11 protein-coding genes, 2 tRNA genes and 1 rRNA gene are annotated in these 14,477 nt (G+C 52.9%); 6 read left to right on the top strand and 8 right to left on the bottom strand.

Annotation, left to right across the window (positions count from 1 at the left end; genetic code table 11):
- Nucleotides 1–221 precede the first annotated feature (221 nt).
- From R2K28_RS01605 to tyrS, 4 genes are all read right to left on the bottom strand, one after another.
- Nucleotides 222–297 (bottom strand) — tRNA-Ala (locus R2K28_RS01605).
- Nucleotides 298–325: 28 nt separating this feature from the next.
- Nucleotides 326–402: transfer RNA gene (locus R2K28_RS01600), tRNA-Ile, on the bottom strand.
- Nucleotides 403–510: 108 nt separating this feature from the next.
- Nucleotides 511–2,051: ribosomal RNA gene (locus R2K28_RS01595) — 16S ribosomal RNA — on the bottom strand.
- A 530-nt stretch (nt 2,052–2,581) separates the two neighbouring features.
- Entirely contained in the window at nt 2,582–3,781 is a 1,200-nt protein-coding gene (gene tyrS / locus R2K28_RS01590) for a tyrosine--tRNA ligase (protein WP_116447953.1), read from the bottom strand.
- 165 nt (nt 3,782–3,946) lie between these two features.
- On the opposite strand from tyrS, the gene R2K28_RS01585 reads away from it, so the two are divergent.
- The gene (locus R2K28_RS01585; RefSeq protein WP_316367680.1) at nt 3,947–5,407 is read left to right on the top strand and encodes an OapA family protein; all 1,461 of its coding nucleotides are present in this window, start codon (nt 3,947–3,949) and stop codon (nt 5,405–5,407) included.
- Between the two features lie 10 nt (nt 5,408–5,417).
- Complete coding sequence (locus R2K28_RS01580; RefSeq protein ID WP_316367679.1) at nt 5,418–6,515, top strand: anhydro-N-acetylmuramic acid kinase; 1,098 nt, start codon at nt 5,418–5,420, stop codon at nt 6,513–6,515.
- A 41-nt stretch (nt 6,516–6,556) separates the two neighbouring features.
- Here R2K28_RS01580 and R2K28_RS01575 read toward each other — a convergent pair whose 3' ends face one another.
- Complete coding sequence (locus R2K28_RS01575) at nt 6,557–8,236, bottom strand: sensor domain-containing diguanylate cyclase (protein WP_316367678.1); 1,680 nt, start codon at nt 8,234–8,236, stop codon at nt 6,557–6,559.
- 343 nt (nt 8,237–8,579) lie between these two features.
- Here R2K28_RS01575 and R2K28_RS01570 point away from each other — a divergent pair, with 343 nt between their 5' ends.
- The 4 genes from R2K28_RS01570 (at nt 8,580) to R2K28_RS01555 (ending at nt 12,704) form a co-directional block, all read left to right on the top strand.
- Entirely contained in the window at nt 8,580–9,179 is a 600-nt protein-coding gene (locus R2K28_RS01570) for a succinate dehydrogenase (protein ID WP_316367677.1), read from the top strand.
- Nucleotides 9,176–11,065, top strand: a complete 1,890-nt coding sequence (gene sdhA, locus R2K28_RS01565; RefSeq protein WP_316367676.1) for a succinate dehydrogenase (quinone) flavoprotein subunit — start codon at nt 9,176–9,178, stop codon at nt 11,063–11,065. The genes R2K28_RS01570 and sdhA overlap by 4 nt, the downstream gene beginning before the upstream one ends.
- 7 nt (nt 11,066–11,072) lie before the next feature.
- Nucleotides 11,073–11,831 (top strand): succinate dehydrogenase iron-sulfur subunit, encoded by a 759-nt coding sequence (sdhB, locus tag R2K28_RS01560; protein ID WP_316367675.1) that lies wholly within the window; start codon nt 11,073–11,075, stop codon nt 11,829–11,831.
- Between the two features lie 201 nt (nt 11,832–12,032).
- Nucleotides 12,033–12,704 (top strand): OmpA family protein, encoded by a 672-nt coding sequence (locus R2K28_RS01555; RefSeq protein WP_316367674.1) that lies wholly within the window; start codon nt 12,033–12,035, stop codon nt 12,702–12,704.
- 76 nt (nt 12,705–12,780) lie between these two features.
- On the opposite strand, the gene erpA is transcribed toward R2K28_RS01555, so the two are convergent.
- The 3 genes from erpA to R2K28_RS01540 form a co-directional block, all read right to left on the bottom strand.
- Complete coding sequence (gene erpA / locus R2K28_RS01550) at nt 12,781–13,131, bottom strand: iron-sulfur cluster insertion protein ErpA (protein ID WP_116449055.1); 351 nt, start codon at nt 13,129–13,131, stop codon at nt 12,781–12,783.
- A 144-nt stretch (nt 13,132–13,275) separates the two neighbouring features.
- Nucleotides 13,276–13,734 (bottom strand): bactofilin family protein, encoded by a 459-nt coding sequence (locus R2K28_RS01545; protein WP_116445110.1) that lies wholly within the window; start codon nt 13,732–13,734, stop codon nt 13,276–13,278.
- Nucleotides 13,735–13,754: 20 nt separating this feature from the next.
- Entirely contained in the window at nt 13,755–14,474 is a 720-nt protein-coding gene (locus R2K28_RS01540) for a DUF6776 family protein (RefSeq protein WP_316367673.1), read from the bottom strand.
- Nucleotides 14,475–14,477: the final 3 nt, after the last annotated feature.

Genomic DNA, 14,477 nt, shown 5'->3' with positions numbered 1-14,477 from the left:
ATAACCCCAAAAATTCTGGAGTCAGGTCGCTCGTACAAATGCAACATACCCAAGTAACTAAGTTTGAGAACTTAGATACTTAATTAGATATTGTGGATGTCTCACGACATCCGCCTATCTGCGATCTAACCTAATTTTTAAAGAGCAGTACTTCGATAATACGAAGTGGCTAGCGTTGTCGCTAGACACTTGGCACTAACGGCCTGAACCGTTCAGCTGTTTGGTGGAGCCAGGGAGGATCGAACTCCCGACCTCCTGCGTGCAAGGCAGGCGCTCTCCCAGCTGAGCTATGGCCCCTGAAGAGTCAATTGGTTCTGAATAAATATGGTGGGTCTGGGAGGATTTGAACCTCCGACCTCACCCTTATCAGGGGTGCGCTCTAACCAACTGAGCTACAGACCCAAGTCACTCAGCGCAGTACAGCTGCTTAGCTGTTTAACAGGTCTGTATCTGCTTCAACATCGGTTAGGTAACTTGTGTGGATGCTCCGAAGATCCGGGCAACATTTTTAAAGGAGGTGATCCAGCCGCAGGTTCCCCTACGGCTACCTTGTTACGACTTCACCCCAGTCATGAATCACAAAGTGGTGAGCGCCCCCCCGAAGGTTAAGCTACCCACTTCTTTTGCAACCCACTCCCATGGTGTGACGGGCGGTGTGTACAAGGCCCGGGAACGTATTCACCGCGACATGCTGATTCGCGATTACTAGCGATTCCGACTTCACGCAGTCGAGTTGCAGACTGCGATCCGGACTACGACCGGTTTTCTGAGATTAGCTCCCCCTCGCGGGTTGGCAGCCCTCTGTACCGGCCATTGTAGCACGTGTGTAGCCCAGCCCATAAGGGCCATGATGACTTGACGTCATCCCCACCTTCCTCCGGTTTGTCACCGGCAGTCTCCATAGAGTTCCCACCATTACGTGCTGGCAACTATGGACAAGGGTTGCGCTCGTTACGGGACTTAACCCAACATCTCACGACACGAGCTGACGACAGCCATGCAGCACCTGTCACTCGGTTCCCGAAGGCACGAATTCATCTCTGAAAACTTCCGAGGATGTCAAGGGCTGGTAAGGTTCTTCGCGTTGCATCGAATTAAACCACATGCTCCACCGCTTGTGCGGGCCCCCGTCAATTCCTTTGAGTTTTAACCTTGCGGCCGTACTCCCCAGGCGGTCAACTTATCGCGTTAGCTGCGCCACTAAACCCTTATAATGAGTCCAACGGCTAGTTGACATCGTTTACGGCGTGGACTACCAGGGTATCTAATCCTGTTTGCTACCCACGCTTTCGCACCTCAGTGTCAGTATTGGTCCAGGAAGCCGCCTTCGCCACTGATGTTCCTCCGGATATCTACGCATTTCACCGCTACACCCGGAATTCCGCTTCCCTCTACCATACTCTAGTCAGGCAGTTTCAAATGCAGTTCCCAGGTTGAGCCCAGGGCTTTCACATCTGACTTACCAAACCACCTACGCGCGCTTTACGCCCAGTAATTCCGATTAACGCTTGCACCCTCCGTATTACCGCGGCTGCTGGCACGGAGTTAGCCGGTGCTTCTTCTAAAGTTAACGTCAAGACTCAGGGTTATTAACCCTAGGCTTTTCTTCACAATTGAAAGTGCTTTACAACCCGCAGGCCTTCTTCACACACGCGGTATTGCTGGATCAGGGTTGCCCCCATTGTCCAATATTCCCCACTGCTGCCTCCCGTAGGAGTCTGGGCCGTGTCTCAGTCCCAGTGTGGCTGATCGTCCTCTCAGACCAGCTATGGATCGTCGCCTTGGTGAGCCGTTACCTCACCAACAAGCTAATCCAACGCAGGCTCATCTAATAGCGCGAGGTCCGAAGATCCCCCGCTTTCCCCCGTAGGGCGTATGCGGTATTAGCTCGAGTTTCCCCGAGTTGTCCCCCACTACTAGGCAGATTCCTACGCGTTACTCACCCGTCCGCCACTCGTCAGCCAGAGCAAGCTCTGCTGTTACCGTTCGACTTGCATGTGTTAAGCATACCGCCAGCGTTCAATCTGAGCCAGGATCAAACTCTTCAGTTTAAGTTTGATAGCTGCTTATGGCAGCCAATCTTTTTGACTCGAGATTCTCGGATAGAATTACTATCTTTGAATGCTCTCTGTCGATCTTTGGTTACCCAAAATCAACGGAGCACCCACACAAATTACCTAACCTGATTGTTAAAGAGCATCTCGGAACTTTCTTCCGAGAAAGACCGCCTATTTTAAAGGACCCTGCGCTTGTGTCAAGAAACTTCTCAACTTTTTCCAAGCCACCGGGGCCTCCCGGTCCGTTCAAGAGCGCGTATTCTACAGCCCGTTTAGTCATTGTCAACAACTAAATCGAAGCCCCAGAAACAACCCGCTCCAGGCTTCCGAAAAGGCCTGTTCGACCCCCGCGAAAGAGTGGCGCATTATACGTAGTTCACCCCCTCCGTCAACAACTTTCAGAATGTTTTTTACAACATCCATCACCACACCGCCAAGCCGTCCCATTGACAAGCCTGGTGATCGATTTATGGGTCGCGGGAAAAGGCCCTGCCGACAGTGACTGACTATATATATAGGACCGGTCAGTTCATACTGATGCGGGCGAATCTGCGCTTGCCCACCTGATAGACACGAGTGGATCCAGCCTCAATGGTGAGGTCACGACCTGCGACTCTCTCCCCATCAATACGTACCGCACCCTGCTTTATCATGCGCATCGCCTCAGATGTGCTCTTCACCAAATCAGCGTCTTTCAGCAGATTGGCGATCGGGTAGCCACCATTTGGCGCCGTAAACTCAAACTCAGACATCTCATCCGGCAGCTGACCTTTTTGAAAACGCGCCACGAACGCCTCATGGGCCTTCACGGCCGCCTCCCTGGAGTGGAAGCGCTCCACCAGCTCTTCGGCAAGGCGGATCTTCACATCCCTGGGATTGGCTCCCTGCGCAATCTCGCCCTTCCAACCCTCGATCTCCGTCATCGGCCGGAAACTCAGCAATTCGAAATAGCGCCACATCAGATCATCGGAGATCGACATGATCTTGCCGAACATCTCTTCGGCTGCATCGGTAATACCTATATAGTTATCCAGGGACTTGGACATCTTCTGCACCCCATCCAATCCCTCCAGGATCGGCATGGTGATCACCACCTGCGGCTCCTGCTGATAGGCCTCCTGCAACTGACGCCCCACCAGGAGATTGAATTTCTGGTCGGTTCCCCCCAACTCCACATCGGCCTTCAACACCACTGAGTCGTAGCCCTGGATCAACGGGTAGAGAAATTCGTGCACCGCAATCGCCTGGCCGCTGCCATAACGCTTATTGAAATCATCCCGCTCCAACATCCTTGCAACCGTATGTTTGGCGGCCAGCTGGATCAGGTCGACCGCTGACATCTCTCCCATCCAGGACGAATTGAACAGCACCGTGGTCTTACTCGGATCGAGAATCTTGAATATCTGATGCTCATAGGTCTTTGCGTTCTCCACCACCTCATCCCGCGTAAGGGGAGGCCGGGTGGCGCTTTTTCCTGTAGGATCACCGATCATGCCGGTGAAATCGCCAATCAGGAAGATCACCTCGTGCCCCAACTCCTGGAATTGGCGTAGCTTGTTGATCAGCACAGTGTGCCCGAGATGGAGGTCAGGGGCGGTGGGGTCGAACCCCGCCTTGATCTTCAGGGGCTTGCCTCGCTGCAGCTTTTTAATCAGCAGCTCCTCGGGCAGCACCTCATCAGTACCTCGCCGAATAAGTTCTAGGGAACCAGTGACATCGATCATTTACTAAATCTCTAAAATTAAGACAATGGTTGCACACTCTACTAGAAGCATCTGATAAAATTAACCATTATATGGTGTAATGCGCTACTATCCATAATGTGATCAGACCCTATATTCTATCGCCAAGAGGCCGCTACAAAGTATATATTCCTGTATTGTTGAATCATGCAAGACTTTAAATCCTATACATTGGAGAGAAAACCGACCCGCGGTCAGATTGGCCGCCGCATACTCTATGCCGCCATCTTGCTGCTTCTCCTGGTAGCAGGATTGTTATACTTCAGCACTTCAATTGACAACTCCCCTGTGGATGAGAGGCTGCCTGCTCCGGAACAGATTGAAAAACCGGATCAGAAGAGGGTTCTACCCCTACAGCTGCCCGGCCAATCCAAGCGGGAGCCTATCGCACCCAGCCCGTCGCCTAAGTCGATCAGCTTCATCAAACAGGCGGTCGCCACCGAAAACGAACCGACCATCGAGGCCGACACCCCTGTTGTAGCTGAGATGCAGGAGCAAGGACCCGAGTTTCACACTCTCACCTACGAAATCAAGAACGGCGACTCCCTGGCAACTATTTTCAAAAAGCATGATCTCAGCGCCAACCTGCTGCACCGTATCGTCCACTCCAGCGATACCGCCAAAAAACTGACCGATATTCGCCCTGGGGAGGTCCTGTATGTGGACCTGGATCATGAACAGAACTTTCTTGGCCTTCGCCTCGAGCAGAGCAAGATCAACAGCCTCAAGATTACCGCCGTCGATGATGGGTTCGAATCAGTCGAACTTAGCAGGGAGGTGGAAGTCAGGACCAATCATATCAGTGGCACCATCGAAAGCTCTTTCTATGGCGCCGCAAAAGAGGCCGGCCTGTCAGAAAAACTGATCATGCAGATGGCGGGCATCTTTGGCTGGGATATCGACTTCGCGCTGGAGATCCGCAGCGGTGATCAGTTCACAGTAATATTCGAGGAAGACTATCTGGATGGGGAGAAACTCCGCGATGGCCCCATTCTAGCCGCGGAGTTCGTCAATCGTGGACGACCCTACCGTGCCCTGTTATATAGCGATGATACTGGTCGATCGGATTACTACAGTCCCGATGGTCGCAGCATGCGCAAGGCCTTTTTGCGGGCCCCTGTCGATTTCAGACGTATATCGTCACGCTTTGCCCGGGAGCGTTACCACCCTGTGTTAGGTAAAAAACGCCCCCACCGTGGCGTCGACTATGCAGCGAAAACCGGCACACCAGTTAAGGCCGCCGGTGACGGTAAGATCATCCACCGAGGCAAGAAGGGTGGCTACGGGAGGACCGTTATCATCAAGCACGGTCAGACATACACTACTCTGTATGGCCATCTTTCCCGCTACAACAAGAAGGCCAAGCGGGGGAGCAAGGTCAAACAGGGACAGACAATCGGTTATGTCGGCAGTTCAGGACTCGCCACCGGCCCTCATCTCCACTATGAATTCCGCGTCAACGGGGTGCACAGAAACCCATTAACGGTAAAACTTCCCGCAGCCAAGCCAATCGCCAAAAAATATCGTGACGATTTCCAACTTAAGATCCAACCCCTGCTGAGCCAGCTTGAGCTGATCAATCGCACCCTCGTCGCCAATGCCGAATGAATCGGTTTTCGTGGGGCTCATCTCAGGCACCAGTCTGGATGGTGTAGACGCGGTTGTCGTCGACCTCTCCAGCAACCAACCCCAGCTGATTGCCAGTCATATTGAACCCTATGGGGATCGACTGAGAACTTCGCTACGCACTCTCTGCCAACCCGGCAATAACGAAATAGATCGCATGGGAGAGATCGACAGGCAGGTCGCTATCACCTTCGCAACCGCCTGCCAAAGGGTATTGGAACTCGCCCACATGGAGTCACAGCAAGTTACCGCCATTGGTAGCCATGGCCAGACCATTCGCCATCGTCCCGATGCGGTTAATCCTTTTACCTTGCAGATTGGGGACCCGAATACCATCGTAGAACTGACCGGCATAACCACTGTGGCCGATTTCCGTCGCCGCGACATGGCTGTTGGTGGCCAAGGGGCACCTCTTGTACCCGCCCTGCATCAGACTTTTTTTCAACAACCGGGAAAAAAGCGCATCATCCTGAATCTTGGAGGGATTGCCAATATCACAGGCCTACCCGATACCGCAGCACAACCGGTGATTGGCTACGATACCGGCCCAGCGAATACATTGCTCGATCGCTGGATAGAAAAGCATCAGGACGTCAGACTGGACCAGAAAGGTGAATGGGCGAGAAGCGGTCAAATCGATCACGGCCTGTTAGACGAACTGCTGGCTGATCCCTATTTTCAACTGCCAGCACCCAAAAGCACCGGTAGAGAATATTTCACTCTCGATTGGTTACAGGAGCGACTTGCCAATCACCTCACCTCAGCGGTAGATGTTCAGACAACATTGGTTGAACTCAGCGCTGTCACTATTGCTCAGGCGATTACTGGCGAGGGTTATGCACAGGGTGAGATTTTGCTGTGTGGCGGCGGCACCCACAACCACTACCTGCTCGAACGATTGGGCATTCATCTGCCCGCTGCCAGCATACAGTCCACCTCCTCCTATGGCGTGGATCCGGATTGGATCGAAGCCATCACCTTTGCCTGGCTGGCAAAACGCACCCTTGGCGGACTTAATGGCAACCTGGCTTCTGTTACCGGCGCTGCACGGAATGTGGTGTTAGGTGGTATCTATCCCGCTTCTCCCTGAGCGGGGTACAACACATTCAGCATACATTGAAGCAGACAATTTCAACCCGTCAAAGTATCTTGCTCAGTGTATCGAATGGTTAGGTTTCGCCCCTGGTCTTTGGCCTCGTAGAGCGCCATGTCCGCCGCCTTCAGCAGGTTCTCCGGTGTGGGTGAATCTAACTGGTCAAGAGATGCCACACCGATACTTGTTGTGACACTGACACCGTCAGTGTCCATCTCGGTCAGTGCCCGGCGAATATCCTCGGCGGTTTTAAATGCACCCTTGGCTGGGGTATTGGTCAAGATGACACAAAACTCTTCACCACCATAGCGACAGGCATAATCAGAGTCTCTCAAGCGCCTTTTCAACAGCTTCCCAAACATGCCCAACACCCGGTCTCCCATGTCGTGACCATGGGTGTCATTCAAGCGCTTGAAGTGATCCAGATCCAGCATCAGCAGGCTGAGTGGGCGCATTTTTTCCAGAGCATCAGAAACAGCTTGATCCAGGATATCGGTCAGCGAGCGGCGATTTAGCAGTCCGGTTAATTCATCCGTGTAGGAGATAGCTTCGAGATAGGCCTCCCGACGCCGCTGGTTGGTGACATCACGCATCAGTGCGGCCATGCCCAGGATATCTCCCTGATTTGTATGTATCCTTGCAGCCATAATGCTGAGATAGCGTTTACCCTGCTGCACCGACTCAGCATAATTGGGATCGGGATGCCGGATCAGACGTTCAATCATTGCCGAATCATCCACCATGTTATAAAACCCTTGCTTGATGATGGCTGTTTTTGCCTTGCCCAGCAACGCCTCCGCCGCAGGATTTACCAACGCGATCCGCTCTTCCCGGTCGGTTACCACAATCCCCTCACCGGCATTGAGAATGATGGTCGTCAGCTTGTCCTGCTCCATCTCCAGCCCGGTTTGGATCTCGAGTATTTGACGGGCCATGGCATTGAAGGAACGCGCCATCCGCCCCAGCTCATCCTTACCGATTTCAGGCACCTGCTGAGTCAGATCACCCTGCTCAACATGGTACATCGCTTCGGTCACCTGGTGAATTGGTGTGATCACGGCTTTACGCAGAAACAGATAGGTCAGAAGCAGAAACAGTATCAATACAACAACCAATACCCAGATCGCCTGGTTTCGACTTTGGCTTACCATCTGATTGACCTGTTGCAGTGAAGTGCTCAATCTGGCAAAACCCAGCACCTTCTGGCTATCACCATGGCATTGGTGACAGACAAGCTTGTTGGCAATCGGTAAAAGAATCGTATACCGCTCTCCTGACTCATCCACTTTGCCAATCAAGCTGGCGGTATTTTTAACCTGCTGCAGGAGTTGATGGTTCTCTGGATAGTGCCGAACCTCTCGTGTCTCAGTTCGCTCTCTGAACAGAGTCTGACCCAGTCGAGAATTGACCTGCTTGAGGGTGGCATTGTCCAAAAAGGCCTCTGCACCATTTGGACGGATAAAGCTGAAGCCCTCCAATCCCACGGCACCTTTAATATCCTCCGCATATTGTTGGGCTATGGCGGCAGACCCGGTCTCCATGATGGCCCCTAAACCGGCAACCACGGTGGAGACTATACGCCCAGTGACAACCTTGTAATCATTGACAATAACGGTTCGCTGACTTTGGGTGTAGAAGACCACTAGACCGGTGAGGGTGAGTGATGCTGCAATCCCCACGACAAACAGTATCCTTGCGCCGATGCTTTTACTGAGCATTTTCCATGAGCCCCCACTCACGCAATGGAAGTGGCATCTATCCTTTAAACTACCGATAACTTTGCTATCTATATTCTTGACCTATTAGTCTATCTGATTATTACACCGATGTCGGCTGGATCATCAATTAAATCTATGGGTTGCCACCGGCACCTGTTGGATTTTCAGAATATCCGCGTGTATAGATAGTTCATCAGATAATTGAATCCTAAACAGGCGTCAATAAATGGTACTTAGATGCTCCACGTCAGATAATTAGAAGGTAATAATTCTATAATATACATACACAGATCAGCCTCTTTAAACCATGCATAGTGCCTCAATCCACAATCTGCATTTCTTGTTGCGCCGACTGCACTCACTCTTCGGGCTCCTGCCTATTGGTGGTTTCCTGCTGTTTCACCTGTGGGAGAATTCTCAGTCCCGCTTTGGCCAGGCCCATTACAACGAGCAGGTGGTGGGCTGGCTGCAGGGTCTCAACTACCTGACATTGATGGAGATTTTCGTCATTGCCCTGCCCCTGATATTCCATGCGGGTTATGGTTTACTCATACTCCACCCTACCCAAGGTAAGTGGAATCCCTATCCCTGGCTGCACAACCGTTTTTATTGGCTGCAACGGGTTTCAGGCATCGGCATACTGCTATTCCTCATACTCCACGTTGGATGGACAAGAATCTGGGCGATCTGGCAACCCGACATCAAGCTCGACCTCTTCACTCATATGCAGATGCTGCTCAGCAACCCTTATACATTCCTGCTCTACCTGACAGGTCTTCTACTGGCGGTTTTTCATCTATGCAATGGTCTATGGACCATGGCCATCAGTTGGGGACTGACCACGAGTGTCGAGGCCCAACGCCACTGGTTCTACGCCTGTATGCTGCTTGCCCTTATGCTCTCTGCCATGGGGCTGCATGGCATGCTGGGATTTTTGCCATGAAACGACCACCTAAAGTGATCGTCATAGGTGGTGGGCTGGGCGGTCTATGGTCGGCTTTACGGGTCGCAGAAGCGGGATTTCAGGTTGATATATTCTCCCTATTCGAGGTCAAGCGCTCCCACTCCGTATGCGCTCAGGGTGGCATCAACGCCTGTTTTGATACCAAAGGTGAGCGGGATTCGGTTTGGCAGCATATTACCGATACCCTGAAAGGAGGCGCCTACCTCGCCAATCAGCCGCCGGTGAAATCTATGTGCGAAGAGGCCCCCGGTATCATCCGCACCTTTGAACGCATGGGTGTAACCTTCTCCCGCACGGCAGAGGGTTTATTGGATCTGCGCCTGTTTGGCGGCGTCAAGAACCGGCGCACGGTATTCGCAGGCGCCAGTACCGGACAGCAGTTGTTATATGGCGTCGATCAAGAGGTACGCCGTCAGGAGGCGCTGGGGCGTGTCCAGAAATATGAGTGGTGGGAGTTCCTCTCTTTGGTGAAGAATGGCCAGGGGGTGTGCAAAGGCATCGTAGCCATGAACCTGCGCACCATGGATGTAAAACGTTTTCGTGCAGATGCCGTGATCCTTGCAACCGGCGGCATGGGACAGGTGTTTGGTCATCGTTCCACCAACTCCACCAACTCCACCGGGGCGGCCGCCTGTCGCGCCTACCAACAGGGTGCCTTGTATGCCAATTGCGAATTCTTTCAATTCCATCCTACCGCCATGCTGGGGGATGACAAAACCCGCCTGATGAGCGAGGCGGCTCGGGGTGAAGGGGGCCGCATATGGGTGCCCAAGGAGCCGGGTGACAAACGAAAACCCAACCAGATCCCGGAACAGGAGCGTCTCTATTTCCTCGAAGAGTGGTATCCCAGCTATGGCAATACGGTACCCAGGGATGTGGCGTCACGCGCCATCTGGAAGGTGGTCCACGAAATGGGTCTGGGTGTCGGCGGGGAAGACAAGGTCTATCTCGACCTCACCCATCTGAATCCCGGCTTTATCGAACAGCGCTTGCATGCGATCCTCGATATCTACCGTAAGTTTCACGGTACCGATCCAGTGCATGAACCCATGGAGATCTATCCCTCGGCGCACTATGCCATGGGAGGGCTCTGGGTTGACTTTGAGAAGGATCAATCCCATGGCGGCATGCAGGCGGGAAGCCCGCGTAACCATGCCACAAACATCCCTGGCCTGTATGCCTGTGGCGAGTGCGATTACGGCTACCATGGCGCCAACCGCCTGGGGGCCAATTCACTGCTTTCTGCTTCATTCAGCGGCCGGGTGGCGGGTGAGGCGGTCGCCAACTACCTGAAAGGACTGGAGGAAGATCTGCATAGCGTACCAGAGCGCCACTATGACGATGAGATCATGCGTCAGAAGTCGATCAATCAAAATCTGACCGCCAACAATGGCAGGGAGAATCCCTATACGCTGCATCATGAACTGGGTGAAATCATGTCGAGCAAGGTGGGCGTCGTCAGAGACAATGAGATCCTGAAACAGGCCATTGAATCGCTCCAGGAGCTGGAACAACGAAGCCAATCGGTAGACCTGCAGGCTGCTAATACATGGAACAACCAGGGCCTTATATACACCCGTCAGCTGCAGGAGATGATACGCCTTGGACAGGTCATAGCAAGCAGCGCCCTGGCCCGGGATGAGTGCCGAGGCGCCCACTACAAACCTGCCTTTGAACTGCCGACACCGATTGATGCCTATCCTGGAGATCCGACCTATGAGACCTATCGGAAGGAGTGGAAAAAGCAGAATAAGGATTGGCTGAAGACAACCATCGCCGAACAATCAACATCCGGTCCCAGGATCAGCTTTCAAGAGATTGATCTATCGGTCCTGCCCCCGGAAGAGCCACGGGACTATCGTTGAGGGAGAGATGATGGGTAAAAAGATCGAACTACGGATACGCCGCCAGGACACCCCCTACAGCCCACCCTATTGGCAGACATTTTCAATACCCTATCGCGAGGGCCATAACATCGTCTCAACCCTGATGACAATCCGTGAGCACCCAATCACCACTGAGGGTCAGTTAGTCGATCCAGTGGTGTGGGAATTCAACTGCATGGAAGAGGTCTGTGGCGCCTGCTCCATGGTCATCAACGGGCGCCCGCGACAAGCCTGCTCCACCCTGGTCGACTCCCTGGAGCAACCCATAACACTTGAACCCCTGAGCAAATTCCCCGTAGTGCGAGACTTAATGGTTGATCGCAGCAAGATCTTCAGCGATTTGAAGCGAGTCCGCGCATGGATCGAAATAGACGGTGCCTGGGATACGCATCAGGGCGCCCCTCGAATCTCACCGGAGGCGTGGAAGGAGAACTACCTCTACAGCCGTTGCATGAGTTGTGGATGTTGCATGGAGGCCTGCCCGGAGTATGCGATGGAAAAGGAGTTTGTCGGCCCCGCAGCCCTGGCAGCAGTGAGATTGATGAACAACCATCCTACCGGGAGCTATCATAAACAGCAGCGTCTGCATGCCATCATGGCTGATGGGGGTCTGAGCGATTGCGGCAATGCGCAGAACTGTGTACAGGTCTGTCCGAAACAGATCCCTCTCACCACCGCTATTGGCGAATTGGGTCGCCAAACCAGCTTGCAGCTATTCCGCGACCTGTTTGGCAAGAGTGACTAGCGCCCAGGCGCCCAGCTACGGGCTCCATCCATCAACAATTGTAAAATGTCGTTTCGTTGGCAGTTAACATTGGCGGGAATTGTTAGCATAAAAGCAACATACCCGGAGAACAAACGTTGACTGACGAGGTCTGTTAGGGCCTGGTAACACCAATCCCCCATCCCAACTGGATGTCGGAGGAGCATAGGAGATTAAATAAAGATGGCTATTCGAAGCACACTCTGTTGCCTTGTGGCAAGCATGGTCATGCTGCAGGCATGTACCACCGTCGACCCCTATACAAGGGAAGAGAAGACATCCAAGGCAACCACCGGTGCCATGATAGGTGCTGTAGCCGGGGCTGTATTGGGAATAGCCACCTCCAAGGATAAGAAGAAACGCAAGGAACGTGCTTTGAAGGGTGCCGGAATCGGTGCCATTGCCGGCGGCGGTGTCGGCTACTATATGGATGTGCAGGAGGCCAAGTTACGTCAGCGCCTGGAAAATACCGGGGTCAGCGTAACCCGCGAAGGGGATAACATCATCCTGAATCTACCCGGCAATATCACCTTCGAGGTGGACAAATCAGACCTTAAACCCAACTTCGTAGAGGTGCTCGACTCGGTCGCCCTGGTACTCAAGGAGTACAAGTCGACCATGATAGAGGTGGCGGGCCACACCGACAGCACAGGTTCGGATTCCTACAACCAGCTGTTGTCACAGCAGCGCGCCCAGTCTGTCTCAAACGTCCTGGTACGAAGTGGCGTGGAGGGTGTGCGTATCGATACGGTTGGATATGGTGAAAAGATGCCAACCGCATCCAACAAGACACCCGCCGGACGTCAGCAAAACCGCCGCGTGGAGTTGACCCTTCTGCCTTACGCCGAGGGTTGATCAGGATTGCCGGAGAGCGTCTGACAGGCGCCCACAAGCCATGCAGCGGCGATGTGGGCGCCTTGTGGAAGATCAATCAGACAGAAAATGAGGAACCGCAGCCACAGGTGGTGGTTGCATTGGGATTGCGGATAATGAATTGGGCACCCTGCAGGCCTTCTGTGTAGTCCACCTCGGCCCCCATCAGATACTGCATACTCATGGGATCTACCAAGAGTGTCACGCCACCGGTTTCGACCTTGGTGTCGCCGTCGTTTTCATTCTCATCGAATGAGAAACCATACTGGAACCCGGAGCAGCCTCCCCCCTGAATATAGACGCGCAACATCAGATCGGGATTACCCTCTTCAGCAATCAATGCAGCCACTTTGGAGGCAGCCGCTTCGGTGAAGTTGATGGAATCGGCATATGTATCAACGCTAGTCATGATGATGGTCCTGCTCTCTTCGACCTGATCTCCTCAGGTGAGTTTGATCTAAATTTCCAAACCTAATTCGGTATTAGGCACGGTTAATGGGAAGTATGCGATTACCAAGAAAAACAGTCAAGTATTATTCACCCACCAATCCTACTATCCCTCCGGGGTAATCACCTTCTCCCCATCACTCACCACGGCCTCGTCTTGCTGCTGTTTCCCGTCATACTGCAACTGCGGGGGTTCCTGCTCTGTGGCGTGGATCAGTTTACCGTTGACCTCCGCTCCCATCGCCATCTCCAACATGGCATAGGTTAGAGTGCCCGTTATTCTTGCCTTGGGAGCCAACTCCACCCTGTTACTAGCGATCACATCTCCCACAACCGTGCCATTCAGCATCACATTGCCCACCCGGACATTGCCATCGATGGTGCCCAATTCGCTCAACGTCAGGGTTGCGGTTTGATCCTGAGGATCGGAGAGCACATCCCCCTTGATCACACCATCCACGTGCAGCCCATGACTGAAAGTGATATCACCCTTGATTTCGGTTCCCGTTCCAATCACCGTAGTAATCCGCGGGGAACGGAATTTTTTCTTACTCTTACCAAACATAACGTCTTACCTTTTTTACATCAGGATATTGGTGACCAGTTATAGGATTCGCTCACGGGTTTCAACTTGGCACTGCTAGGCTTAACATCAATCGTGATAGATGCGGGCTGAAAACCTGCCGGCAGATGGACCTTGCCTTCCACATTCTGATAATAGCGAAAACGCATTTTGTGATTGCTCAGCTTCTCATCCGACAACTCTTCAAGACGCAACAGCTTGCTTTGACCATCCTGCAGACCCATCACGGCCACCTCGATTTTTCCCTTCACCACCGTGCCGCTGTTAATCACCTGGCTGACGGAAAATTTGTAGATAAACTGCTGCGCTTCCAGTCCCGGTTCCAATTTGAAGTTTTGCACTCTAAGCACTTGTTTTTTTGTCGAGGTCGAGACGATACCGCGTAAAAACGTCAGCTCTTCCTCCATCTTCAAGCGCTCGTCCTGTAACTTCTTGATCTGATTACGAACTGCGAGCAATGCTTCACGATCAACCTCACCAGCCTGTTTGACCATGGCCAATTCACGCCTTAATTCATTCCGCTCCTGCTCCAGGGTCTTCACATGGTCCATGCCCGACTGGAGCCGGGCAAAACCCTGGGCAAGGCTACTCCCACCCTGTTGGTAGGCCAGCCAGGCCACCCCGCCCAGCAATAGCAGCAGCAGGGTTAAGCGAGCCCAATGTGGCACACCCTGATTGGCGCCAACAATTTTTGGTACTCGATATTTCTTGAGGTCTATCATGAT

It is taken from the genome of Candidatus Thiodiazotropha sp. CDECU1 (assembly GCF_963455295.1).
Taxonomy (GTDB): domain Bacteria; phylum Pseudomonadota; class Gammaproteobacteria; order Chromatiales; family Chromatiaceae; genus Thiodiazotropha.
The sequence above is the reverse complement of the archived record's forward strand: the minus strand, read 5'-3'. Positions and strand labels throughout refer to the sequence as shown.